Source organism: Xylophilus sp. Leaf220 (assembly GCF_001421705.1).
GTDB lineage: Bacteria > Pseudomonadota > Gammaproteobacteria > Burkholderiales > Burkholderiaceae_C > Xylophilus.
In genome coordinates this window covers 131,513-156,109 of sequence record NZ_LMKO01000012.1, presented here as the reverse complement: position 1 = coordinate 156,109, position 24,597 = coordinate 131,513, and the positions used below count along the sequence as shown (strand labels likewise).

General features: G+C 72.0%; 19 protein-coding genes and 2 pseudogenes. 8 read left to right on the top strand and 13 right to left on the bottom strand.

Translation table 11 applies throughout. From position 1 onward, the window contains the following. Nucleotides 1–80 precede the first annotated feature (80 nt). The 9 genes and pseudogenes from ASE76_RS09470 to imuA all read right to left on the bottom strand — a co-directional run bounded on the left by ASE76_RS09470 (nucleotide 81) and on the right by imuA (nucleotide 11,310). Nucleotides 81–647 (bottom strand): DNA-3-methyladenine glycosylase, encoded by a 567-nt coding sequence (locus ASE76_RS09470; protein ID WP_055838211.1) that lies wholly within the window; start codon nucleotides 645–647, stop codon nucleotides 81–83. Between the two features lie 10 nt (nucleotides 648–657). Then, nucleotides 658–1,386 (bottom strand): glutathione S-transferase, encoded by a 729-nt coding sequence (locus tag ASE76_RS09465; protein ID WP_055838208.1) that lies wholly within the window; start codon nucleotides 1,384–1,386, stop codon nucleotides 658–660. A gap of 79 nt (nucleotides 1,387–1,465) precedes the next feature. Then, a complete protein-coding gene (locus tag ASE76_RS09460; RefSeq protein WP_055838205.1) occupies nucleotides 1,466–2,404 on the bottom strand; it encodes a pseudouridine synthase in 939 nt (312 codons plus the stop codon). Nucleotides 2,405–2,425: 21 nt separating this feature from the next. Next, nucleotides 2,426–3,352: a DMT family transporter gene (locus tag ASE76_RS09455; RefSeq protein ID WP_055838202.1), complete on the bottom strand. Its 927-nt coding sequence runs from the start codon at nucleotides 3,350–3,352 to the stop codon at nucleotides 2,426–2,428. Between the two features lie 439 nt (nucleotides 3,353–3,791). Continuing rightward, nucleotides 3,792–4,337, bottom strand: a pseudogene (gene dgoD, locus ASE76_RS09450) (galactonate dehydratase); the annotation flags it as partial. A 106-nt stretch (nucleotides 4,338–4,443) separates the two neighbouring features. Continuing rightward, a pseudogene (locus ASE76_RS20960) lies at nucleotides 4,444–4,884 on the bottom strand (dihydroxy-acid dehydratase); the annotation flags it as partial. Between the two features lie 226 nt (nucleotides 4,885–5,110). Next, complete coding sequence (locus ASE76_RS09440; RefSeq protein WP_082448261.1) at nucleotides 5,111–8,596, bottom strand: error-prone DNA polymerase; 3,486 nt, start codon at nucleotides 8,594–8,596, stop codon at nucleotides 5,111–5,113. Beyond that, the gene (locus ASE76_RS09435) at nucleotides 8,589–10,121 is read right to left on the bottom strand and encodes a DNA polymerase Y family protein (protein ID WP_156362623.1); all 1,533 of its coding nucleotides are present in this window, start codon (nucleotides 10,119–10,121) and stop codon (nucleotides 8,589–8,591) included. Before ASE76_RS09435 ends, ASE76_RS09440 begins: the two co-directional genes overlap by 8 nt. Nucleotides 10,122–10,356: 235 nt before the next feature. After that, on the bottom strand, nucleotides 10,357–11,310 hold the full coding sequence (gene imuA, locus ASE76_RS09430; protein WP_156362621.1) for a translesion DNA synthesis-associated protein ImuA: 954 nt from the start codon (nucleotides 11,308–11,310) through the stop codon (nucleotides 10,357–10,359). Nucleotides 11,311–11,531: 221 nt separating this feature from the next. On the opposite strand from imuA, the gene ASE76_RS09425 reads away from it, so the two are divergent. The 5 genes from ASE76_RS09425 (at nucleotide 11,532) to ASE76_RS09405 (ending at nucleotide 17,509) form a co-directional block, all read left to right on the top strand. Beyond that, on the top strand, nucleotides 11,532–13,391 hold the full coding sequence (locus ASE76_RS09425; RefSeq protein WP_055838193.1) for an ABC transporter ATP-binding protein: 1,860 nt from the start codon (nucleotides 11,532–11,534) through the stop codon (nucleotides 13,389–13,391). Next, entirely contained in the window at nucleotides 13,388–14,794 is a 1,407-nt protein-coding gene (locus tag ASE76_RS09420; RefSeq protein WP_055838190.1) for a DUF2868 domain-containing protein, read from the top strand. Before ASE76_RS09425 ends, ASE76_RS09420 begins: the two co-directional genes overlap by 4 nt. Continuing rightward, nucleotides 14,791–16,209, top strand: a complete 1,419-nt coding sequence (locus ASE76_RS09415) for a GTPase/DUF3482 domain-containing protein (RefSeq protein ID WP_055838187.1) — start codon at nucleotides 14,791–14,793, stop codon at nucleotides 16,207–16,209. The genes ASE76_RS09420 and ASE76_RS09415 overlap by 4 nt, the downstream gene beginning before the upstream one ends. A 93-nt stretch (nucleotides 16,210–16,302) precedes the next feature. Next, nucleotides 16,303–16,956 carry a phosphatidylcholine/phosphatidylserine synthase gene (locus tag ASE76_RS09410; RefSeq protein ID WP_055838184.1) on the top strand — a complete coding sequence of 218 codons (654 nt, stop codon included), beginning with the start codon at nucleotides 16,303–16,305 and terminating at the stop codon, nucleotides 16,954–16,956. Nucleotides 16,957–16,978: 22 nt separating this feature from the next. Then, nucleotides 16,979–17,509, top strand: a complete 531-nt coding sequence (locus tag ASE76_RS09405; protein ID WP_055838181.1) for a DUF2937 family protein — start codon at nucleotides 16,979–16,981, stop codon at nucleotides 17,507–17,509. A 6-nt stretch (nucleotides 17,510–17,515) separates the two neighbouring features. On the opposite strand, the gene phnE is transcribed toward ASE76_RS09405, so the two are convergent. Genes phnE through ASE76_RS09385 form a run of 4 tightly spaced genes read right to left on the bottom strand, consistent with a single transcriptional unit; the run spans nucleotide 17,516 to nucleotide 20,912 of the window. Beyond that, the gene (gene phnE, locus ASE76_RS09400; protein WP_082448257.1) at nucleotides 17,516–18,352 is read right to left on the bottom strand and encodes a phosphonate ABC transporter, permease protein PhnE; all 837 of its coding nucleotides are present in this window, start codon (nucleotides 18,350–18,352) and stop codon (nucleotides 17,516–17,518) included. Beyond that, nucleotides 18,349–19,203: an ABC transporter permease gene (locus ASE76_RS09395; RefSeq protein WP_168389235.1), complete on the bottom strand. Its 855-nt coding sequence runs from the start codon at nucleotides 19,201–19,203 to the stop codon at nucleotides 18,349–18,351. Before ASE76_RS09395 ends, phnE begins: the two co-directional genes overlap by 4 nt. After that, nucleotides 19,200–20,024, bottom strand: a complete 825-nt coding sequence (locus ASE76_RS09390) for a phosphonate ABC transporter ATP-binding protein (RefSeq protein WP_055838178.1) — start codon at nucleotides 20,022–20,024, stop codon at nucleotides 19,200–19,202. Before ASE76_RS09390 ends, ASE76_RS09395 begins: the two co-directional genes overlap by 4 nt. A gap of 33 nt (nucleotides 20,025–20,057) precedes the next feature. Further along, nucleotides 20,058–20,912, bottom strand: a complete 855-nt coding sequence (locus tag ASE76_RS09385) for a putative selenate ABC transporter substrate-binding protein (protein WP_055838175.1) — start codon at nucleotides 20,910–20,912, stop codon at nucleotides 20,058–20,060. A gap of 126 nt (nucleotides 20,913–21,038) precedes the next feature. On the opposite strand from ASE76_RS09385, the gene selD reads away from it, so the two are divergent. From selD to ASE76_RS09370, 3 genes are all read left to right on the top strand, one after another. Beyond that, entirely contained in the window at nucleotides 21,039–22,121 is a 1,083-nt protein-coding gene (gene selD / locus ASE76_RS09380; RefSeq protein ID WP_055838171.1) for a selenide, water dikinase SelD, read from the top strand. After that, on the top strand, nucleotides 22,118–23,164 hold the full coding sequence (gene mnmH, locus ASE76_RS09375; protein ID WP_055838168.1) for a tRNA 2-selenouridine(34) synthase MnmH: 1,047 nt from the start codon (nucleotides 22,118–22,120) through the stop codon (nucleotides 23,162–23,164). The genes selD and mnmH overlap by 4 nt, the downstream gene beginning before the upstream one ends. 397 nt (nucleotides 23,165–23,561) lie before the next feature. Then, a complete protein-coding gene (locus tag ASE76_RS09370) occupies nucleotides 23,562–23,990 on the top strand; it encodes a hypothetical protein (RefSeq protein WP_055838165.1) in 429 nt (142 codons plus the stop codon). Nucleotides 23,991–24,597 lie beyond the last annotated feature (607 nt).

Sequence of the window (24,597 nt, the reverse complement as noted above, 5' to 3'; positions counted from 1 at the left end):
GCCGAGCTCCTGCAAAGAGCAATGGCGTGATATTCAATAAGAACCGGGTTAATCGAAATTCGAAAACCCGGAATGGCTCGCTAGCGGAACGGCCTGCTCAGATAGCGCGATCCCGCCTCGCCGAAACGCCAGGGCACGTCCGCGGCTTTCGAAATGCCGATGCGGGGCCCGGAGCGTATGTCGACCGGTACGCGCGGATCGGCCGGCAGCAAGGCCAGGGGATCGTCATCCAGCGGCATGCCGTTGAAGGCGGCATCGATCGCCAGTGCCTGCCCCACACGGCCCGGGCCCGCACACAGCAGCGGGTCGGCTATCGTGCCGCGGCGCGCGCGGATCCGGTCCAGCCCGGCCGTCGGCTCCAGGGCCCGGATCAGCACTCCGGCCCCGTGGCCTTCTTCGCGGCAGACGAAGTTCAGGCACCAGTGCAGGCCGTAGGAGCGGTAGACGTAGAGCCGGCCGGGCGGGCCGAACATCGCCGCGTTGCGCGGCGTGGGGCCGCCGAAGGTGTGCGAGGCCGGATCGTCGCGGTCGTAGGCCTCGGTCTCCACGATCCGGCCGCCGACGCCGTCGACCAGCACCGTGGTGCCGATCAGCTGCCGCGCCACCGCATCGGCCGGGCCGGCGAAATCGACGCCGGCGATCAGCATGGGGGCTGCGTCACACGTCGAGTTCCGGATAGCAGCGGAAGATGCCGTCCTCGTTGAAGGGGATGCGCCGCTCGCTGCGCAGGTAGGCCGCCACCCGCGGGAGCGAGGCGACGCGGTCGCGCAGCTTCACCACATGCGGCGTCTTGGCCAGCACCCGGGCCGACGCCTTCGGGAAGGCGTAGCGCAGGCCTTCGACCACCTGGAAGAGCGAAAGGTCGGCATAGCTCAGCTTGCCCCCCACCAGGTGCCGCTGGCCGGCGGGGTTGCGCGCCAGCACCGCCTCGAACCAGTTCAGGAACTTGGGCATGCGGGCGCTGCAGAACTCGGTGGCCCGGCGCAGCGCCTCGGCCTTCTGGTCTTCGTAGTACAGGCCGGTGCCGACCGGGTGGTGGGTGTCGTGGGCCTCGGCGACGATGTCGCAGAGCGTCAGCTGGATCTGGTGCGTCCAGATGCGGGCCTGCTCGCTGCGGGGCACAAGCTTCAGTTCGGGCGCCAGGTACTGCAGGATGGCGGCCGTCTGCCCCACCATCACCGCTCCGTCTTTCAGGAAGGGCGGCGCGAACGGCGGATGGACGACCCGCTTGTCTTCCAGGAAATGGGTCATCGCCGGCACGCCCTGGCCATCGTCCTGCGGCCCGCGGGCGATGTCGACGTAGGGAGCGCCGGCGGATTCGAGGGCGAGCCGGATGAATTCGCCGCGGCCCTGGATGGTGGGCCAGTAATAGAGTTCGTATGCCATGCCGGGACTGTAATGCGCGCGCCGACCGACCGGGTAAGCGCCTGCACGGCGAAGGCGACGCAACCGCCACCGGCGGCGACTAGGGCGCCGGCGCGGCCCCGCCCGCCTGTTCCCAGGCCTCCACCGCCGCCAGGGCGCGGCGGCTTTGGAAATGGCGGAGGCCGCCGGTCACCGGGTCGGTGAAATCCAGGCTGCGCGCCAGCAGTTGCAGCGGCCGGGCGTAGTCGCCCATGTCCGCATCGACAATTTCGGGATAGAGCGGGTCGTGCAGCAACGGTGCGCCGAGGGCGGCCATGTGCACCCGCAGCTGGTGCTTGCGGCCGGTCGTCGGCCACAGGCGGTAGTGGGCCAGGGGGCCGAGGCGGGTCAGCATCTCGGTCCGGGTGATGGTGTTGGGGGTGCCCTCGACGACCTGCTCACGGAAGAACTCGGCCGCAGGCGCCATCCGCATCCGGTGGGTGCGCGGCGCGGCCAGATCGGTCACCCAGGGCGCGACCGCTTCGTAGGTCTTCTCGATCGTGTGCAGGGCGAACAGCTGCTGGTAGGCGCCCCGCTCTTCCGGCCGAACGCCGAACGCGACCAGCCCCGCCGTGTCGCGGTCGATGCGGTGCAGCGGCGACAGCGCCTCGATGCCCAGGCGCCGCTTCAACTGCACCAGCAGGCTGCGCTGCAGGTAAGGGCCGGTGGGCACCACCGGCATGAAATGCGGCTTGTCGACCACGACCAGGTGATCGTCCTGGAACAGCACTTCGGCCTCGAAGGGCAACGCCGGCTCTTCCTCCAGCATCCGGTAGTAGAAGAACCGGTCGTGTGCGGCGCAAGCGTCGCCCGCCGCCAGGGGCCGGCCGTCGGCGGTCACCACCTCGCCCAGCACGATGCGCCGCTCCCATGCCTCGCGCGAGACGCCGGGCAGGCGCCGCGCCAGGAAATCGAGTACCGACCCCGCCGTGCGTGGCGGCACCGCCACGCAACTGGCGCCGACGCCGTCGCGCAGCGGCAACGGGCTTCGGACGGGCATGCGCCGGGACATCCTCGACCTTCAGCCGGCGGTCTCGCCGCGACGGCCCGGTGCCGCGGCGGCCGCTTCGACGGAGGGTGTCGGCGCGGCACGCCGGGCGGTCGCGGTGCAGCCGACGGCGGCCGCCATGATGCAGACGATGCCCGCCCACTGCCCCGCCGTGGGCCGCTCCGCCAGGAACAGCACGCCGGCCAGCGCGCCCACCGCCGGCTCCAGGCTCAGCAGGATGCCGAAGGTGCGGCGCGGCAGCCGCTTGAGCGCCACCATCTCCAGCGAATAGGGCAACGCGCTGGAGACGATGCCCACCGCCAGCCCCGCCAGCAGCACCCCGGGTGCCAGCAGGCCGGCGCCGGCCTGGGCCACGCCGAACGGCAGGGTGACCAGCGCCGCGCAGAGCAAGCCGATCGACGTCGCCTGCCCGCCGTGCGCATTGCCCGCCTTCTGGCCGAAGACGATGTAGAGCGCCCACATCACGCCGGCGCCCAGCGCGTAGGCCGCCCCCGCCATGTCGGGCCGGGCGGTCGGGCCGCCGATCAGCAGCAGCAGCGCCAGGCCCACCGCCGCCAGCGCGATCCAGGTGAAATCGACCCACCGCCGCGACGACAGCACCGCCAGGCCCAGCGGCCCGGTGATCTCCAGCGCCAGCGCGATGCCGAGCGGCACGGTGCGCAGCGACATGTAGAACAGCAGGTTGGTCAGGCCCAGCGTGGCGCCGTAGATGCAGATCCAGGCGGCGTCGCGGCGGGCCAGCGGGCGCCGCCAAGGGCGCCAGACCGCCAGCAGCACCAGGGCGGCGAAGGCGGTGCGCAGTGCGACGGTGCCCTCCGCGCCGACGACCGGGAACAGGCTCTTGGCGAAGGAGGTGCCGACGCACAGCGCCACCAGGCTGCCGACGAGACAGGCGACGGCGACCAGGATCGACCGGTCGGAACGGTGGGAAGCAGACACGCTGGTACGGGAACGGAGTGGCCCCGCCTCCTGGGAGATGCATGCCGGCGGGAAACCTTGCGGCGGCTCTGCGGAAGCTGTCGGGAAAGCCTCCGATCATAGGGGGGCGCCGATAGGTTCCGGGCGGAAGTCCAGGCACCGCCGCTGCACCCTGGGCGCTGGAGGCATGGCGCCCGTGAGCCGGGCGAGCCCTGCGGGCGGTGACCGCGCCATGGCCCCCAGAACTCCATCCGCCAGCCCACACGGCGGCTGGACGGACGTGATCAGAGTCAAATCATGCTCCAGCCGGCCATCCGCGCCGACCACCAGCTATCAATTCAGGAGCATCGACTCCACGTCGTCCAGGAACCGTAGAGGTCGCGCGTCGCTACCGGATGGAGGCCTCGGCTGCTTCTCCGGAAACGGATCGCGCCCCCGGCCCGGCGCGCGACCCGGCATCTCACCACTCCGCGAAGCTCCCGTCCCGGTGGCGCCACACCGGGTTGCGCCAGCGGTGGCCCTGCTGCGCCCGCTCGCGCACGTAGGCCTCGTCGACCTCGATGCCCAGGCCCGGTCCGTTCGGTATCGCCACCATGCCGTCCCGGTAGGCGAACACTTCCGGGTTGGACACGTAGTCCATCAGGTCGTTGTCCTGGTTGTAGTGGATGCCCAGGCTCTGCTCCTGGATGAAGGCGTTGTAGCAGACGGCGTCGATCTGCAGGTTGGCCGCCAGCGCGATCGGGCCCAGCGGGCAGTGCAGCGCCAGCGCCACGTCGTAGGCCTCGGCCATCGGGGCGATCTTGCGGGTCTCGGTGATGCCGCCGGCATGCGACGGGTCGGGCTGGATGATGTCGACGTAGCCCTCCGACAGCACCCGCTTGAAGTCCCCGCGCGAGTAGAGCCGCTCGCCCAGGGCGATGAGTGTGGCGGAGATGCGCGCGATCTCCTTGAGGGCCTCGTCGTGCTCGCTCAGCACCGGCTCCTCGATGAACATCAGCCGGCAGGGGTAGTGCTCCAGGTTCTCGAACACCACCGCGCGGCCGCGGTGCTTCGACAACGCCGGCGACGCGGCCGAGGGCTTCAGCGCCGCGCGGCGACAGGTTGCCGCGCAGGATGCAGATGCCGCCGTCGGCGATCAGCGGGTTGATCAGCGGACGGATCACCTCGTCGTTGTATTGGGGTGCCTGGCGCACGTTGTCCCACAGGCTTTTGCCGTTCACGGTGAGCGCATCCGGATGCGGCAGCAGGCCGGTGTCGCCCAGGCGGCGCAGAACCGCCGGCAGTCCGCCCGCGTAGTAGAACTCTTGCATCAGGAAGCGGCCCGAGGGCTGCAGGTCGACCAGCGTCGGGATGCCGCGGCCGATGCGGGTCCAGTCCTCGAGGTCGAGCGGCAGGCCGATGCGGCCGGCGATCGCCTTCAGGTCGATCACCGCGTTGGTCGATCCGCCGATGGCGGCGTTGGTTCGAATCGCGTTCTCGAACGCCTCGCGGATCAGGATCTTCGAAAGCGTCAGCCCTTCGTGGGCCATCTCCACGATGCGCTGGCCCGACATGTGGGCCAGCACGTAGCGCCTCGCATCGACCGCGGGAATCGCGGCGTTGTGCGGCAACCGGGAAGCCGCCCGCCTCGTAGATGCCACGCTTCACATGCTCGGCGATCTTGCGGAAGTGGGCGTTGCAGATGCCGATGACCGGGCGCCCATCGCGAGCAGGTCCGGGATCGTAGCGAAAGGCGGGGCGGTCCGGCGGGGCCTCGCCGCGGCGTCCACTCGCGTTGCTTCAGTGGAAATCCCGGCTGCGCGAGATCGCCTTGTCGGGCATCGCCAGCAGCGGCGTCAGGTCCTTCGTCCGGCGCGCCAGCAGGTGGCGCACCTGGCCGCCGCTCTCCTTGTCGCGCTGCCAGACGCCCTCCACCGCCAGCAGCCGGGCCTTCAGCAGCGGTTCGCGCTGCTCCTCCACCAGGTCCTTCCAGACGATGACGTTGACGATGCCCGTCTCGTCCTCCAGCGTGACGAACATCGTGCCCTTGGCGGTCGGCGGGCGCTGGCGCATCGTGACGATGCCGCAGGCGCGCACCGTCTGCCCGTGCGGCAGCGGCGCCAGTTGCCGGGCGGTCAGCAGCCGGCGGCGGGCCAGGTAGTCGCGCAGCAGCGCCAGCGGGTGTCGGCGCAGGCTCAGGCCCAGCGCGGCGTAGTCGCCGGCGATCTCCTCGGCCTCCCCCGCGGCCGGCAACTCCAGCCGGCCTTCGTGGATCGGCACGCCGCGCAGCAGCGCGGGAGACAGCCGCTGCGCCGTGGCCTCCCAGACCTGCTGGCGCCGGTGGCCGGCCAGCGACTGCAGCGCATCGGCGGCGGCCAGCGCCCGCATGTCGTGGCCGTCCAGCTGCGCGCGCAGGGCCAGGTCTTCGGTGCTGGCGAAAGGCGCTTGGGCCCGCGCCGCCACGATGCGATGCATCGCCGCATCGGACAGGCTGGCGATGCGGCGCAGGCCCAGGCGCACCGCGGGCTGGGCCAGGCGCAGCGGCTGCGGCACGGTAGTGCCGGGCCAGACGGTTTCGCCGGGCGCGGCGCGGGCCGGCAGGCCCAGGCCGACCTCGGGGCGCACGGCATCGGTCGGAGGCATCCGGGCCGCGGGGACGCCTGCGCGCCGCGCACCGGGGTCGCCGTCGTGCACCGGATGCGCCTGCTGCTCCAGCGACGAACAGACGGCGCTCACCGTCACGTCCACCGGCCGCACCTCCACTCCGTGGCGGCGCGCGTCCTGCACCAGCTGAGAGGGCGAGTAGAAGCCCATCGGCTGCGCATCGAGCATGCCGGCCAGGAAGGCCGCCGGCTCGTGGCACTTGAGCCAGCAACTGAAGTACACCAGCAGCGCGAAGCTGGCCGCATGGCTTTCGGGAAAGCCGTATTCGCCGAAGCCCTTGATCTGCTCGAAGATGCCCTCGGCGAACGCCAGCGGATAGCCGCGGCGGGTCATGCCCTCGACCAGCGGCTCCTTGAAGCGGTGCACGCCGGCGCTGCGCTTCCAGGCGGCCATCGAGCGGCGCAGCGCATCGGCCTGGTCGGCGCTGAAGCCGGCGGCATCCATCGAGAGCTGCATCACCTGCTCCTGGAAGATCGGCACGCCCAGGGTGCGGCCCAGCGCGTTGCGCAGTTCGTCCTTGACGTACTTGATCGGCAGGCCGTCGCGCCGGTCCTGCCGCGCCTGCAGGTAGGGGTGCACCATCTTTCCCTGGATCGGCCCGGGCCGCACGATCGCCACCTCCACCACCAGGTCGTAGAACTCGCGCGGCCGCAGCCGCGGCAGCATCGACATCTGCGCCCGGCTCTCGACCTGGAACACGCCGATGGTGTCGGCGGTGCAGATCATGTCGTAGACCTCCGCCTGCTCGCGCGGGATGTCCTGCAGGTCCCAGGCCGTGCCGCGCCAGGCGTTGCGGAATTCCAGCCCGCGCCGCAGCGCGCTCAGCATGCCGAGCGCCAGCACGTCGACCTTCATCAGGCCCACCGCCTCCAGGTCGCGCTTTTCCCACTGGATGATCGAGCGGCCTTCCATGCTGGCGGCCTCCACCGGCACCAGCCGGGTCAGCGGGCCCTCGGTCAGCACGAAGCCGCCGACGTGCTGGCTCAGGTGGCGCGGAAAGTCGCGCAACTGCGCCGTCAGCTCCACCCACAGCGCCAGCAGCGCGGGCGATTCGCGCACGCCGCAGCGGGCCATGGCCTCCTCCATCCGCTGCTCCAGGATGCCGGCGTCGAACCAGTAGTGGTCCTTGGCGAAGTCGTCGACCAGGGCCGGGTGCACGCCCAGCGCGGCGCCCACGTCGCGGATCGCCATGCGGGAGCGGTAGCGCACCACCACCGCCGCGATGGCCGCGCGCTCCCGGCCGTATTTTTCGTAGATGTACTGGATCACCTCCTCGCGGCGCTGGTGCTCGAAATCGACGTCGATGTCGGGCGGCTCGTCGCGCTCCTTGCTGATGAAGCGCTCGAACAGCAGGTTGCCCAGGTCGGGCGGCACTTCGGTGATGTGCAGGCAGTAGCAGACGACCGAGTTGGCGGCCGAACCGCGGCCCTGGCACAGGATGCGCTTGCTGCGGGCGAAGCGCACGATGTCCTCAACCGTCAGGAAGTACATCTCGTACTTCTTGTAGGCGATCAGGCTCAGTTCGTGCTCGATCTGGTGGCGCACCTTCGCGGTCTCGCCCTCGGGAAACCGGCGCCGCGCGCCCCTCTCCACCAGCTGCCGCAGGGCCTGCGCCGGCGTCAGCCCGGCCGGCACGGTTTCCTGGGGGTAGTGGTAGGCGATCTGCGACAGGTCGAAGCTGCAGCGCGCCGCCAGTTCCACCGTGCGGGCGAGCAGCTCCGGCGGATAGCGCTGCGCCAGCCGTTCGCGGGGCCGCAGGTGGCGCTCGGCATGGGCCTGCAGCGCGAAGCCGCATTCGGCGACGGTGCGGCCCTCGCGCACCGCGGTGATCACGTCCTGCAGACGCTTGCGCTTGCGCACGTCCATGTGCACGTCGCCCGCAGCGACCAGCGGCATGCCGTGCTGCGCGCCGGCCTCCTGCAGCGCGGCCAGCCACAGGTCGTCGTCCAGGTCCTGCAGCAGCTCCACCACCAGCCACAGATCGGAGCCGAATTGGCCTCTGGCCGTTGCCAATCGCCGGCCTATAGCTATTGAATCGATAGCATCGCCGGGGGTGCGGGCCGGGATGAAGAGCCGCTCGCAGCCCGCCAGCAGCGACCAGTCGGTGGCGGCATCCAGCAGGTAGCCGCCCTTCTCGGCGGCCATGCGGGCGGCGGTGATGAACTGGCACAGCCCGCCCCAGCCGTCCAGGTCGCGCGCGATCGCGACCAGCCGGCCGCCGCAGGGCAGTCGGAACTCGCTGCCGAAGAGCAGCCGGAACGGCGGATGCGGCGGCGGTGTGGTGCCGGGATACGCCTTGCGCCAGGCCTCGTCGTGGTCCTTGCGCAGCTGCCGCAGGCCGTCCCACATCCGCACAACGCCCGCGACCGAGCATTCGTCGGTCAGGGCCATGCCGGCGTAGCCCAGCCGCAGCGCCTGCTCCACCAGTTCTTCGGGATGCGCCGCGCCGCGCAGGAAGCTGAAGTTGGAAATGCAGTGCAGCTCCACATAGGCCGGCAGCCGAGGGTGCGCGGGCGCCGGCGGCGCATCGCCGGTGGCCGGCCCGGCCGGACGCTGCGGCAGCCGGGGAAACCGCAGCACCGGGGCCGGGCGGCCCTGCAGGGAGATTTCGCGCTCAGGCATAGAGACCGTGCAGGAACCAGGCCGACTGCGCCGCGGCGTTGTTCGCACGCCCTTCGGCCGAGGCTGCCGAAGCACCGGCGACCGACAGGGCGGCCGCGCCGTGCGGCCGTTCGCAGAACACCCAGACCAGCCCGGCCGACGGGCTCTCGGCGATGTAGTAGTCGCGCACCGCCGGCGCCGGCTGGCCTGCCTCGGCGGCGGCCGGGGGGGCCCACCAGCCGGTCTCCATCCGCTGGGGACCGGCCAGCATCCGCAGCCGGCCGCGGTAGCAGGGGGCGTCGTCCTGCAACTCCAGCCGTATCGGGCGCGAGAGCAGCCAGGGCGGGTAGAGGGTGTCGGGCTGGAGGATGGCCGGGCGGGCGGGTTTGGCCGCGCTCCTGGGTTTGCTGCCGGCGCCGGCCTGCGCCGTCCGCCGCGCTTCGCGGGCTTCGGCTTCCGGCACCCCGTCGACCGACATTCGGCCGGCCGGCGCATCCTCGGCAGACCGGTCGTCGTCGTCGTCGTCGTCCGGTGCCACGTACCCCGCCTCGCCCGCCATCGGTTTCTGCCGCCGCGGCTGGCCGGTGGCGGCCGGCCCCCCAGTACCGGGCGGAACCGCAGGCACCCCGTAGCCCGCTACCAGCGCACCGATCCGGCCCTGTGCCGGCTCCCAGCGCTGCATCGCCTCGGGCCTGTGGTCGGCCTGCGCGACCGGGGTCAGTACGCTGTCGGCGCCCAGCCGCTCCGACAGGCGCTCGACCAGTTCGTGCAGCTTGTCGCCCTTGCGGCTGTCGTCGGGCAGGAAGGTGGCGCTGGCGCCGTGCAGGGGCGCGGTGTCCAGGCTGCGCAGCCGCAGCCAGCTGGCGGGCGCGGCCATGCGGGTGCGGCCCAGCCGCTCGCCCAGCAGCCGCTTCAGGTGCGCCATGTCCTGCACCGGCTCGGCGGTGCGCACCACCAGCGATTCGTGGGGCGGCAAATCGACGCCGTCGACCCGCCGCAAATCCAGTGTCCATTGCAGTTCGACCGCCAACACCCCGCGCTGCCGGCCGCGCAGCCAGATCTGCAAATCGGCCAGCAGGCCGGCCGCGGCCCACATCAGCTCGCTTGCGGAGTGGGCCAGGGCGCGCAGCTCCACCTTGCGGTCGAAGGATTCGGGCAGCGCCAGCCAGCGGTAGCCGTCGGGGGCCAGGCCCCAGGCCCGGTCGAGCGCCTGCCGCAACGGCGTGCCGAAACGCCGCGACACCCCGGCCCGCGGCAGCGCCGCCACGTCGCCCCAGGTGCGGCAGCCCATGCGCTCCAGGATGAAGAGATGCGGCCGGGCCGCGCTGAGGACGTGCAGCGGCAGGCCGGCCGGCATCTCCGCCGCGGGGCGCTGGCCCTGCATGAACAGCCGCAGCCGGCCCAACGCTATCAAACTGGTAGCACCTTGTCCGCACAGGACGCCGGCCGGAGCCGGATTTCGCTTGCGAATCTCGGCCAGCAGCCCCCGCCGACCGCCCCAGATCCGCTCGCAGGCGGAGACCTCCAGCAGCAACGCCTCGTCCACCCAGGCGGCATGGGGAGTGAACTGGAGCGCCCACCAGCCGAGGGCTTCCCTGGAAGGCGGCTCCGCAGGGGGCTCGACCGGGGATGCCGATGCCGAAGCGACAGCCGAGTCCGAAGGCGAAGCCGAAGTCGGAGCAGGAGCGACAGCAGGAGCCGGAGCAGAGGCCGGCGAAGGCGACCGCGAAAGCGCAGGATCGCCTCCCCCCGGCGCCTTCGGGGCCGCTCCCACACCGGCGTCAGGCGGCCACTGCAGCGCGAGCCAGTGCATCGCCCTCTCCCCTTGCCGCGTCGGTCGCCCCGGTGTCGCCTGCCGGGCCGTCGTTCGTCCGGACCGGTGGGCACAGAACGGGTTGGGTCGGCCGGCCGGGCGCGGCCGGCGGTGCGACGGCCCGCACCCGCAGGGCGGCAGCCACCCCCGACACGCCCCCCTGGAAATCCAGCCGTACCACCTTGGCCGTGGACGGCGGCGATGCGGGCGGTGCCGCCGGCGATGTTCCCTGCCAGCGCTGGCCCAGCCGGCTGGCGGCGATCAGCGCGGAAAGGCGCGGCGGATGGGCCGGCACCTGCACCGGCCGCTCCAGCGGCGGGCCGCGCCGCTTGAGGATGTGCAGCTCCAGTACGCTGCCATGCTCGCCCCCGGCTTCCACCCGGATCCGCAGCCGGGCCGGCGCCGAACTGCCCGCCGCCGCGGCCGGCCGGAACACCCAGAGCAGCGCGTCGTGCTGCGCCGCCGCCAGCTGCAGCCGCCGCAGTTCGGCCGGCCGCGCCTGCGGCAGCCAGGCCAGCACCGCGGCCACGTCGGCACAGCGCAGCGCCTGCTCGCAGGCCCAGAGGCGTGCCGCCGCGGCCTGGCTGCGCACCCACAGCAGCTGCGCCGGCGGCAGTCCCTGCGCTGCCAGCGCCGGCCCGAAAGGCAGGTGCGGCGCCCCCACCAGCAGCACCGGCCGGCGCCGCGCCGACACCGCCGGCCCCAGCGCCGGCAGCAGCAGCGGCCATGCGAAGGTCTCGGGGCCGGCGTGCAGGATCTCGGTCATCGCGCCCACCGGCCATCCGCCGCCGGGCAGTACCGCATCCAGCGCCTCGAAGCCGCTGGTGCTGACGCCGGTGGACGCGGTCGCTACTTCGTCGCCGTACCAGACGACGTCCCGCACGGAAGGCTTTAGCTCCAGGGTGAGGGCGGTGGCGGACATGGGTCGGGCGTACGGTGGGGTCGGGCTGCCTAGAATACTGTAAATTCATACAGTCATACCGATATGACTGTATTTTTGTCCAGTATTTATTTTCCAGTGGCCGGGTGTTGCGAACACGCCCTTACAGCGGCAGCGATGTGCTGCCTATGATGGAATCGCACGCCCCGCGCCCTGCCGTGCGCCCCCTTTCTCTTCTTCTCTTTCCCTGCCCGGAGTCCTGTTTGTTCCGTTATTTCGAAGACCGCCTCGCCCCGTTCCCCGACACCGTTCCCACACCGCCGCCGCCGGGACTCTTCGCTTTCATGTGGATGTGCCTGAAGGGGCTGCGGGGGGCGGTGCTGCTGATGGTGCTGCTGACGGCGGCGATCTCGGCCTTCGAGGCGGTGCTCTTCGCCCTGCTGGGCCGCATGGTCGACTGGCTGGGCCAGGTAGAGCCGGCGCGGCTGTGGACCGAGCACGGCGCGCTCCTCGGCGGCATCGCGGCGCTGGTGGCGGGCAGCGTGGTGCTGGTGGGGCTGCAGACGCTGGTCAAGCACCAGACGATCGCGGTCAACTTCCCGATGCGGATGCGCTGGAACTTCCACCGCACGATGCTCGACCAGAGCATGGTCTTCTACCAGGACGAGTTTGCCGGCCGCATCACCACCAAGGTGATGCAGACCGCGCTGTCGGTGCGCGACATCGTGTTCCTGATGACCGACATGGTAGTGTCGGTGGGCGTGTACTTCGTCGCCATCGTGGCGCTGGTGGCCGCCTTCGACCTGCGGCTGGTGCTGCCGCTGGTAGTCTGGGCGGCGGCCTATGCGGCGGTGTGCGTCTGGTTCGTGCCGCGGCTGGGCGCGGTGGGCCGGGCCCAGGCCGATGCGCGCTCGCTGATGACCGGCCGGGTGACCGATGCCTACACCAACATCGCCACCGTCAAGCTGTTCTCCCACGGCGGGCGCGAGGCCGGCTTCGCGCGCGACGCGATGCGCGAATTCATCTCCACCGGCCATGCGCAGATGCGCTTGGTGAGCGCCTTCGAAACCATCAACCGTGCGCTCTCGATGGGCCTGCTGCTGGGCGTCTGCGGCCTGTCGCTCTGGCTCTGGTCGCAGGGCCAGCTGGGCATCGGCGCGGTGGCCGCCGGCACCGCCATGGCGATGCGGCTGACCGCGATGTCGCAGTGGGTGATGTGGCAGATCTCGGGCCTGTTCGAGCAGATCGGCACGGTGCAGGACGGCATGGCGATGCTGGCCCGGCGCCGCACCGTGCTCGACCTGCCGAACGCGCCCGCGCTGGCGGTGCCGCGCGGCGAGGTGCGCTTCGACGCGATCACCTTCGGCTACGGCGGCAAGCGCAACGTGGTCGACCAGCTGACGCTGACGGTGCGCCCGGGCGAGAAGATCGGGCTGGTCGGCCGCTCGGGCGCCGGCAAGTCGACCCTGGTCAACCTGCTGCTGCGCTTCTACGACCTGGACGGCGGCCGCATCCTGATCGACGGGCAGGACATCGCCGGCGTCACCCAGGACAGCCTGCGCAAGCACATCGGCATGGTGACGCAGGACACCTCGCTGCTGCACCGCTCGGTGCGCGACAACATCACCTACGGCCGTCCCGACGCCGACGAGGCCGCCCTGCACCTGGCCGCCGAGCGCGCCGAGGCGACCGATTTCATCGACGAACTGGTCGATCCGCAGGGCCGCGCCGGCTACGAGGCGCATGTGGGCGAGCGCGGCGTCAAGCTTTCGGGCGGCCAGCGCCAGCGCATCGCCATCGCCCGGGTGATGCTGAAGGACGCGCCGATCCTGCTGCTGGACGAGGCCACCAGCGCGCTCGACTCGGAGGTCGAGGCCGCGATCCAGGCGAGCCTCTACCGCCTGATGGAAGGCAAGACGGTGATCGCCATCGCCCACCGCCTCTCCACCATCGCCGCGATGGACCGGCTGGTGGTGCTGGACCAGGGCCGCATCGTGGAAGAGGGCGACCACCATGCGCTGCTGGCCCGCGGCGGCGTCTACGCCCGCCTGTGGGCCCACCAGAGCGGCGGTTTCCTGGGCGAGGCGACCGACGACCCGGTCGAAGAGGCCGTGCCCGCATGACAATCCGGCCGTCGCTGCGGGCCGCCCTTCTCGCCGAGGCGGTGCGCTGCGCCGAAAGGGCCGGCCCGCTCGACGATGGCGACGTGTTGCGCACGGCCTGGGCCGCAGCGCCCGACGGCGCCGGCCGCCTGCAGGTCCGCGCCCGGCTGCTGGCCGAACGGCTGGGCCTTCCCCCGCTGATCGAACGGGCACGCGCCTGGGCCGGCGTGCTGCTGCTGGCGATCGCGGCGCTGGTGCTGGTCGCCGGGCTGGGCCTGGCCGACCGGGTGCTGGGCGGCGGCGGCAGCCGGCAGATCAACGTGATGGCGGCGCTGGCGGGCCTGCTGGGGCTGCACGCCCTGACGCTGCTGGCCTGGGTGGGCAGCGTGCTGTTCGCGCCCGGCGCCTTCCGGCTCTCGCTGGGCGGCCTGTGGCTGCTGCTGACCGCCCGGGTGGCGGGCGGCCGGCAGGGCCAGGGGCCGCTGCTGCTGCAGGCCGCATGGCAGTCGCTGGCACGTGCGCGCCTGCTGCCCTGGGCGCTGGGCCTGGCCAGCCATGCGGTCTGGGCGCTGGCGTTCGCGGTGGCGCTGGCGTGGCTGCTGTTCGCCCTGGCCTTCCACCGCTACACCCTCGCGTGGGAGACCACGATCCTGTCGCCCGGCTTCTTCGTGCGCAGCGTGCAGGCGCTGGGCTGGCTGCCGGCGCAGCTCGGATTTCCGGTGCCCGATGCCGCGACGGTACTGGCCGCGACCTCCGCTCCGTCGGCCGCCGACCCGGCCCGCCAGCGCAGCTGGGCGCTGTGGCTCACCGGCTGCCTGGTGGTCTACGGCCTGCTGCCCCGGCTGCTGCTGGTGGCACTGTGCGCCGCCGTGTGCCGCGCACGGCGGGGCGCGCTGCAGCCCGATCTTTCCGATCCTTACTACCGGCAGGTGCTGGCGCGCTTCGATGCGCTGGCGCCCTCCCGCGTCGTAGAGGCCGACCCGGGCCGGCCGGTGCAGCCGGCGCCACAACCACTGCCGCCGGGCGAGGGGGCGGACCTGCTGCTGGTCGTCGGTTTCGAGCTGCCGCCCGAGGCACCCTGGCCGCCCGCCGGCCTGCCGCCGGAGGTAGAAGCGCTCGCGGTCGATGGCAGCGCCGCCCAGCGCAGCGCACTGCTCGACCGGCTGGCCCTGCTGCGGCCGCGCCGGGTGCTGGTCGCCTGCGACGCCTCCGCGAGCCCCGACCGCGGCACCGAGCGCTTCCTGCGCGCGGTGGCCGTGCATTGCGGGATCCTGCAGATCTGGCTGGTGCCACCGGCCGGTACCGACCCCGCCCGTTCGGCCGCTTCGGCCGCCCGCTGGAAGGCCTGGCTCAGTGATTGCGGCCTGGCGCAGATCGCTGCGCACGGCGGCACCTGGGCCGAGGCGCTGGAGCGAACGCCATGACATCGCCTGCGCTGCCAACCGCTTCCGCGCCCGCCGGCGAGCCGATCCGCATCGCCGTGGTGGGCCATACCAACGCCGGCAAGACATCGCTGCTGCGCACCCTTTCGCGCCGGGTCGACTTCGGCGAGGTGTCCGACCGGCCGGGCACCACCCGGCATGTCGAATCGATGGACCTGCGCGCCGACGGCCGCGCCGCGGTGCGCTTCTTCGACACGCCCGGCATCGAGGACGCGGTGGCGCTGCAGGAGCATCTGCACCTGCCCTCGGTGGCCCCGCCCGACGCACTGCCGGCCGAGCGGGTCCGCCGTTTCCTGGCGGGCCCCGAGGCGCACGGCGTGTTCGAGCAGGAGGCCAAGGTCCTGCGCACCCTGCTCGCCGCCGACGCGGCCTTCCTGGTGATCGACGTCCGCGCGCCGGTGCTGCCCAAGTACCGCGCTGAGGTCGCCCTGCTCCACGCCTGCGCCCGGCCGGTGCTGCCGGTGCTGAACTTCGTGCGCGACGGCGCCGGCCGCGAGGCCGACTGGCGCGCGCTGCTGGCCGATGCCGGCCTGCACGCGGTGGTGCGCTTCGACGCCACCGCACCCTTCACCGGCGCCGAGCGCGACCTCTACCAGGACCTGGGCACGTTGCTGCCGGCGCACCGCGCAATGCTGCAGCGGGTGGTGCTGGCCCTGGGCGACGAAGCCCGGGCGCGGCACGACGCGGCCTGCACCGAGATCGCAGCGCTGCTGGTCCGCTGCACCGCCCTGCGCCGCCATGTGCCCGACGCCGACCCGGTCACGATGCCATCCGCCGCCGACGCCTTGCAGGCCGAGGTGCGGCAAGCCGCCCAGCACTGCATCGACACGCTGCTGGCGCTCTACGGTTTCCGCGCGGGCGATGCCGACGAGGCACCGCTCCCGCACCTGCAGGGCCGGTGGGAGATGGACCTTTTCAGCCCCGAGGCCTTGAAGGCGGCCGGACTGCGCCTGGGTGCCGGCACCGCGGCCGGTGCCGCGGTGGGCGTGGTGGCCGACATCGCGTTGGCGGGCCTGTCGCTGGGTGCCGGCGCGGCGCTGGGCGGCGCGATCGGCGGCGCGGTATCGCAGGGCTGGGGTCCGCTGGGCCGCAAGGTCTTGAACCGGGCGCGCGGCGTGCGCGAGCTGACGGTCGACGACGCGGCACTCGCGCTGCTGGTGCGGTGGCAACGGATGCTGCTGCACGCGCTGGAACAGCGGGGCCATGCCGACCCGCAGCGGCTGCAGGCATCGCCTCTGCCCGACGGCTCGGCGGCGGGCGACACCATGGCGGCCTTGCGGGCGGCCCGCCCGGCCCGCAGCCACCCGGATTGGGCGGACCTACGCAGCACCGACCCGGCGCGGCAGACGCTGGTGACGGCCGTGGCCCGGGCACTCCCGGCCGGAGAGTCCGGCTGACGGTCCAGGCCGGCATCGTCGGCCTGCGACTACACCGCCCGTCGGATCGGTGCGCTAAGGTGGCGTCCTTGTCCTTTTTGCCGGAGCGCCCCCATGAACCCGCCTTCTCCCCCGACCGGTGCACGGCCCGCAGCGCGCAAGCACTTCTCGATGATCCGCGGCTTCCACCTGGCCGATTTCTTCACCCTGGGCAATGCGGCCTGCGGCGTGGCGGGCGTGTTCCTGGCGATGGCCTACATGGCCAGCCAGTCGGTGACGCAGTTCCTCTGGGCGGCGGCGCTGGCGCCGGCGGCCTTCGTGTTCGACGTGTTCGACGGCCGCATCGCCCGCTGGCGGCAGACCCATTCCTCGCTCGGCCGCGAGCTCGATTCGCTGGCCGACATCATCTCCTTCGGCGTGATGCCGGCGGCCCTCGGCTTCGCCGCGGGCCTCGACGGCGGCTGGGACTGCCTGCTGCTGATCTACTTCGTCTGCTGCGGCGTGAGCCGGCTGGCCCGCTACAACGTGACGGCCGAGGCCCTCTCCGAAGGCGCCGACAAGGTGAAGTATTTCGAGGGCACCCCGATCCCCACGAGCGTGGCCCTGGTCGGCCTCCTGGCGCTGGCCGCCTGGCAGGGCCGGATCGGCGATGCGCTGTGGGGCGGTGCCTGGATGCTCGGCCCGTGGCAGCTGCATCCGTTCTCGCTCGTCTTCGGTCTGTCGGGCAGCCTGATGATCAGCAAGACGCTGCGCATCCCCAAGTTCTGACACCGTCCGCCGCGCCCGCACCATGCTCTACCGCTATTTGCTGTTGGTCCTGGCCGGCACCGCGCTGCTGCTGGGCATCCAGATTCCCAACTTCGTCGACCAGTACCAGAAGCGGCTCGATGCCCACCTGGTCGAGGTAGAGACGAACCTGCGCGGCTTCCAGCAGATCGCCGACCGCTTCGACAAGGGCTCGCTCGACGCGCTGATCGCGCGGCACGAGGCTAGCAGCGATCCGGCCTTCCGCGCCGAGGCGGTGCCGCTGCGCGACATGGTCGAGCGGCGCGCCGCCTTCGGGGCCGAGGCGCTGGCCCTGCAGGCACCGATGCCGCAGCAGGTGGTGCACTTGGTGCTGCGCGGCAATCGGCCGCTGATCGCCGAGACCCGTGCCGCCTACAGCTTCAACATCCCGCTGACCCGCGACGCGGTGCTGGCCGGCGCGGTGTCGGCCCTGGCCGTGGTGCTGGTGCTGGAACTGCTGAGCTGGCCCGTGCGCCGGGCCCGTCACCGCGGCGGAGTGCCGGTGCGCAGTACCTCGCGACTGCGCGACCTGTAGACGGTTCTAGGAGACTGCGCGCCGCGGCCACCATCGGCGGCGCGCCCGCACAGCGCCGCCGGTTTCCCGCCGCAGCCAGGCACTGGCCGCATCGACCAGCACCACCAGCCCGAACATCGCCAGCAGCACCGTCATCGATTGCGCCTGCTGGAACAGCGACAGGTGGAAGTACAGCATCTGCCCCAGCCCGCCCGCACCGACGAAGCCCAGCACCGCGGCCATGCGGATATTCATCTCCCAGCGGTAGAGGCCGTAGCCCAGCCACTGGGGTGCGGCCAGTGGTAGGCTGGCATACGCCCAGGCGGCCACCGGGCCGGCGCCGGCAGCGCGCAGGGCCTGCTCGGGCGCGGGCGGCAGGTTCTCCAGCGTTTCGGCGAACAGGCGGCCCAGCACGCCGGTGGTGTGCAGTGCCAACGCCAGCGTGCCGGCAAAAGGCCCCAGCCCCGCGGCCAGCACCATCAGGGCGGCCCACACCAGCTCGGGCACGCTCCGCAGCAGGTTGAGAAACAGGCGCGCCGCCGGTTGCGCCACCCGGCCCCAGCGGCCCGCGGCGGGCAGGGCCAGCGCCACGGCGGCGGCGGCCGCCAGCAGCGTGCCCAGGCTGGAGACGGCCAGCGTCTGCAGCGCCGCCCGGCCGGTCTGCACCAGGAAGGCCCGCGACGTGTCGGGCGGAAAGAATTCGGCCATGAACCGGCCCATGCGCCGCAGCGCGTCGCCGGCCAGCAGTCCGCGCCAGTCCACCGCCAGATAGGCGAAGCTGGCCACCACCGCCGCCACCAACAGCGTCACCACCCCCGCGCCGGCCAGGGCGATGCGCAGCGCCCGCAGGTCGAGGTGCCTCATGCCAGCATCCGCCGCAGCAGCGCGCTCATCGCGTCGGCCAGCAGCACCAGGGCCAGGAAGGTCAGCAGGATCGCGCTGGCCTCGCCGCCGTTGAGCATCTTCATCGACTGGTCCATCAGCTGGCCCAGGCCGCCTGCGCCGACGAAGCCCATCACCACCGACGCCCGCACCGCGCACTCCCAGCGGTAGACCGTGTACGAGGCCAGCTCCTGAGCCGCACCGGGTACCAGGCCGTAGCAGAGCGCCGCCAGCCGGCCGCTGCCCGCCTCCAGCAGCGCGCGGGCCGGGCGGGTGTCGCCCGACTCCAGGATTTCGCTGTACACCTTGCCCAGCATGCCGCCGTAGGCGATCGCGATCGCCAGCACGCCCGCGCCCGGCCCCAGGCCGAGCGCGCGCACCAGCACCAGGGCCCAGACGATCTCGGGCACCGCACGCAGCACCATCAGCACCAGCCGCGCCACCGGCCGCAATGCCGCGGCCCGCAACGCGCCCGGCCCGGGGCCGATGCGGGAGATCGACAGTGCCCGCGTCGCCGCCAGTGCCAGGGGTGCCGCGACCAGAAACGCCAGGAAGGTGCCGGCCGTCGCCATGGCCAGCGTCTCCAGCGTGGCGCGCAGCAGCAGCGTGCCGAAGGCCGCATCGGTCGCGGGCGGCCAGAAGCCGAGCAGAAAGCCCTGCATCGCCTGCAGGCCCTGGCCGTCGAACAGCACCCAGGGCCGGAACTCGGCCAGCACCAGCATCGGCCAGGCGATGGCCAGCGCGGCGACGGTCCAGAGGCAGCGGCTCCGCCACGCCGGGTCGCGCAGCGCGACGGGCCGCGAAGGCTGCGCGGCGTGTGGAACGGGCGTCACAGGCAATCGGGCCGCGCGACGCTGCGCGGTGCGTCGGGCATTGCAGGTTCGGCCGCGCCGCCGGTCGCATCGACGCCGGCGCCATCGGATGCGTACAGCGCCCGCAGCATGTCGGCCGTCACCGCCCCTGCCGGCAGATCGAAGACGATGCGCCCTTCCCGCATGCCGACGATCCGCGGAAACCATTTCAGCGCCAGCTCGACCGTGTGCAGCGACGCCACCAGGGTCGCGCCGCTGCGGTCGGCCTGAGCCGCCAGCACCGCCAGCGCCCGGTCGGCCAGGGCCGGGTCGAGCGACGACACCGGCTCGTCGGCCAGCAACAGGTCGGGCGCCTGGTAGAGCACGCGGGCGATGCCGACGCGCTGCAGTTGGCCGCCGGAGAGCCGGTCGCAGCGGTCGAACAGGCGGTCGGCCAGCTGCACCTCCGCCAGCACGGCGGCGGCGCCGCGCAGATCGCTCGGGTACACCAGAGAGGCCAGCGCCCGCCACAGCGGCCACTGCCCCAGCCGCCCGGCCAGCACCGCGGTGACGACCCGCAGCCGCGGCGGGATCGGCGCCTGCTGGTGCACCGTGCCGATGCGCCCGCGCAGCCGGCGCAGGGGCGCTCGGCCCAGTTGCCAGGGCGCGGCATCCAGCAGCGCGACCGTGCCTTCGCCCGGCCGCAGCGCGGCGCCCAGCACCCGCAGCAGCGTCGTCTTGCCGGCGCCCGAAGGCCCGATCACCGCCACGCGCTCGCCCTGGGCGGCCGCCAGCGTCACCGCCTGCAGCGCCCGGCGGCCCTGGGCATGCACCAGGCCGCAATCGGCCAGAGCGAAGGACACGCGGATTTCCCGCTTTCTCTCGCGCCTGCCCGCCTACTTGATCAGGCCGGCCGACTTGCCCGCCGCCTCGATGCCGTCGTAGTTGGACGATTGGGTGGGGATGAAGCGGGTCGCGCGCTGCAGCGACAGGATTTCCTTGTCGGCGGGGCGCGACGCGTCCAGTTTCAGGAACGCGTCGGTCAGCTTCTTGGTGATGGCTGCGTCGAGGCCCGGGCGCACCGTCCAGTTGTAGTCGTAGTAGGTGGGCGTGGTGGCCAGCACCCGCACCTTGGCGGCGTTGGGGTTGCCGGACTCGACCAGCTTGTCCCATACCGACGCGTTGAGCACGCCGGCCTCGGCCCGGCCGGCGGCCACGAAGGCCACCGTCGCGTCGTGCGCGCCGCTGAAGGCCACGGTCTTGAAGTCGCGCTCGGGCACCAGGCCCGCCTGCTGCAGGAAATAGCGCGGCATCAGGCTGCCCGAGGTGGACGACGGCGCGCCGAAGGCGAAGCTGCGGCCCTTCAAATCGGCCAGCGTCTGCGCGGTGCTGGCGGTGGGCACGATGAACTTGCTGGTGAACTTCTCGTCTTCCGCGCGCTGCACGATCGGCACCGCACCGCCCTGGGTGCGCTGGCGGGCCTGCACGAAGGTGAAGCCGCCCAGCCAGGCCAGGTCGATCTTCTGCGAGGCCAGGCCTTCGACCACCGCGGCGTAGTCGGTGACCGGGGTGAACTGCACCGCCATGCCGGTCTCGCGGGCCAGGTAGTCGCCCAGGGGCGCGAACTTGCGCTGCAGTTCGGTCGGCGCCTCGTCGGGGATGGCCGAGACGCGCAGCGTGCCGGTCTGGGCATGGGACAGCAGCGCGCAGGCGGACAGTGCGAGGGCCGAGGCGAGGCGAAGGAGTTTCATGGTGATGGAGCGGGGAGCCGGTAGGGACGAGAAAGGCGCAATGCCCAGGGCGCGCGGAGGGCACGCAGGAACCGCGATTCTAGAAACCCCGCCGCTCGCGATAATTCCGGGCACTCCGAGGCCTCCATGCACCCCACCCCCGTTCCGACCCTCCCTCCCCTCTCCGATGCGCCGATCCGGCTCACCGCCTTCTCGCACGGCGGCGGCTGCGGCTGCAAGATCGCGCCGGGGGTGCTGTCGCAGATCCTGCGCAGCAGCGGCGCGGGTCTCATCCCGCCCGAGCTGATGGTGGGCATCGAAACCGCCGACGACGCCGCCGTCTACCGCCTGAACGACGAACAGGCGCTGATCGCCACCACCGATTTCTTCATGCCGATCGTCGACGACCCGTTCGAGTTCGGCCGCATCGCCGCCACCAACGCGATCAGCGACGTGTACGCGATGGGCGGCCGGCCGATCATGGCCCTGGCCCTGGTCGCGATGCCGGTGAACCAGCTGCCGGTGGAGGTGATCGGCCGCGTGGTCGAGGGCGGCCAGGCGGTGTGCCGCGCCGCGGGCATCCCGATCGCGGGGGGCCACACCATCGACTCGGTCGAGCCGATCTATGGCCTGGTGGTGATGGGCCTGGTGCATCCGTCGAAAGTGCGGCGCAACCGCGACGCCCGCGCCGGCGACCTGCTGGTGCTGGGCAAGCCGCTGGGCGTGGGCGTGCTCTCTGCCGCGCTCAAGAAGAATTTGCTCGATGCCGACGGCTATGCCCGCCTGATCGACACCACCACCCGCCTCAACACCCCCGGCATCGCCCTGGCCGACTGCGACGGCGTGCATGCGCTGACCGACGTGACCGGCTTCGGCATCGCAGGCCATACGCTGGAACTGGCCCGCGGCGCCGGCCTGCGCGCCACGCTGCACTGGCCGGGCCTGCCGCTGCTGCCCGGCGTGGCCGCGCTGGCCGAGGCCGGCTGCATCACCGGCGCATCCGGCCGCAACTGGAGCGGCTACGGCGCCGACGTGGAACTGGCCGCCGGACTGCCCGCCATCGCCCAGGCCTTGTTGACCGATCCGCAGACCAGCGGCGGCCTGCTGGTGAGCTGTGCGCCCGAGGCGCTGGGCGCGGTGCAGGCGATCTTCCAAGCCGAGGGCTTCGGCGACGCTGCCGTGGTCGGCCGCATGGACAGCGGCCCGCCCGGCCTGGTGGTGACCGCATGAGGCCGCCCACCCGGGTGGCCGACCGCCACGGCTTCGACACAATAGTCGACGCCCGCTCGCCCGCCGAGTTCGCCCTCGACCACATGCCCGGCGCGATCAACTGCCCGGTGCTCGACGACGAAGAGCGCCGCATCGTCGGCACGCTCTACAAGCAGCAAGGCGCCTTCGAGGCCCGGCGCGTCGGCGGCGGCATGGTGGCGGCCAACCTGGCGCGCCACCTGCAGAACCATTTCGCCGACCGGCCCGCCGGCTGGAAGCCGCTGGTGTACTGCTGGCGCGGCGGCCTGCGCAGCGGCTCCATGACCACCTGGCTGCGCATGGTCGGCTGGGACGCGCAGCAGCTGGCCGGCGGCTACAAGTCCTGGCGCCGCCATGTCATCGACACGCTGGAGCAACAGGCGCCGCAGCTTCCGCTGATCGTCGTCTGCGGCCCCACCGGCAGCGCCAAGACGCGGGTGCTGCACGCCCTGGCGAGCCAGGGCCACCAGACGCTCGACCTGGAGGGCCTGGCCCGCCACAAGGGATCGCTGCTGGGCGCCCTGCCCGACACGCCCCAACCCTCGCAAACGGCTTTCGAAACGGCAATAGCCGCGGTGATCGAACGCTGCGACCCGGCCCGCCCGCTGTACGTCGAGGGCGAAGGCCGCCGCATCGGCCGGCTCAACGTGCCGATCCCGCTGGTCGAACGGATGCGCGACAGCCCCTGCGTGGAGCTGCAGGTGCCCGAGCCGGCGCGGCTGGCCTACCTGCTGCGCGACTACGCCTACCTGGGCGACCGCCCCGAGTGGCTGGCCGGCCAGTTCGAGCCACTGAAGCAACTGCACGGCAAGGAGGTCATCGCCGCATGGCAGGAACTGGCGCTGGCGGGCACGCTGCCGCAACTGTTCTCGGAACTGGCGACGCAGCATTACGACCCCTCGTACGCCAAGTCGCAGCGCGCGCACTTTCGCTGCTGGCCGGAGCGGCGGCAGGTGCAGGCGACGGGGTTGTCGGAGGACGAGATCGCGGCGCTGGCGCGGGATATCGCGGGGTTGGGCGCCTGATGTCTGTGGCCGTTTTGGCCCTTTGGGCGCGCAGTGGTGATAGGACTGAATGACTTGTAGGTAGTTCGCGGATTGGAAAGGGCGCGTACCACTGCAGGCCTCCGTTTTTAGTCTATCGGTTACCGAGGTCGCCAATTTCCTCGCTGAGGCAGCTTTCGGCCAGTTACTGACATAGCAACGACACCCTAAGCGGCGCTTTTCATACTGACTTGCTTGCTCACGCCATCAAGCCCGAATCACATCGCGACCTAACTCCCATGGTGCCAAGACACCGGATGTTTTGCTGCTATTTTTATAGCATTGAGCCGGCACAGCGAGCCGGCCAGAGCCGCTTTTTACCTATATCCCCACCGAACGCGCGGCCCTCCCAAAAACACACCCCCTTATCATCGCCGCCATGTCCCGCCCTCTCCTCCTCGTCTTCGCACTGCTGCTGGTGCTGCGTGCCTGGGTGGGCGATGCGATGGCGATGCAGGTGCCGGCGGCGGGGCATGGCCCGCAGGCCCACACGCTGGCACTGCATGGCGGTGGGCACGCTTCGCATGCTGCCATGAACGCAGCGCACAGCGGCATGCACGATGCAGCCCCTGCCGCGGCGCACGACGGGCCCGCGGACTGCCACGACGATGCCGACACCGGCCCTGCGGGCCACGCGGCCTGTGGCGATTGCCAGGTGTGCCATACGGCTGCGCTGCCGTTCGGCCCTGTCGGGCTGGTGCCGTCCGCCGTGCCGCAGGCACTGCCCCGCGCAGTACCGGTCGCCTATGCCAGCGCCGACCCGGCGCCGGGCTTCAAACCGCCGATTTTCCGGTCTCCCCGCCCGTAGTCCGTCTGCAGCGGCCTGCGCTTCTGCGTGGGTCATGCCAACCGTGCCGTTCGTCGGCATGGTTTCTTGCAGACGCGTCCTCGTTTCGTCCGGAGACCGTTCCCATGTCGTTTTTCTTTTGCGGCGTCGTCCGCAGGCACGGTGCCTTGCGCCGCGTGCCACCGTTGGCCACCGCCGCTGTTTGCCTTTTCGCCGCCTGGGCTGCTTCGGCATCGCCCGCTGCGGTGGTAGATCCCGAGGGTATCGCACCGCCGCCGGTATATCGCCCGGCTTTCGATGGGCCGCGGGGCGTGGAGCGGGACCGCACGCCCTGGCGCGATGCGAATGCCGCAGCACTGCAGGAAGCCGGTGGTGCGCATGGCGGCCATGCCGATCATGGCAGCCATGGCAACCACGGCAGCCATCCCAGTTCGGATGCCCACGGCGCGCACGCGACCCACAGTACGCCGCCCACGATGGCCATGCCGACGCCGGCCGCTCCCGCATCGAACGAACCGGCCCGACCGTCGGCGGGGTCCGAACACCACGGGCATACCGCTCCCGTGCCACCAGGGCCCGCCGCGCCATCTTCTACAGCACCAGCGTCCCGGACCTCGGATGCGCCGAA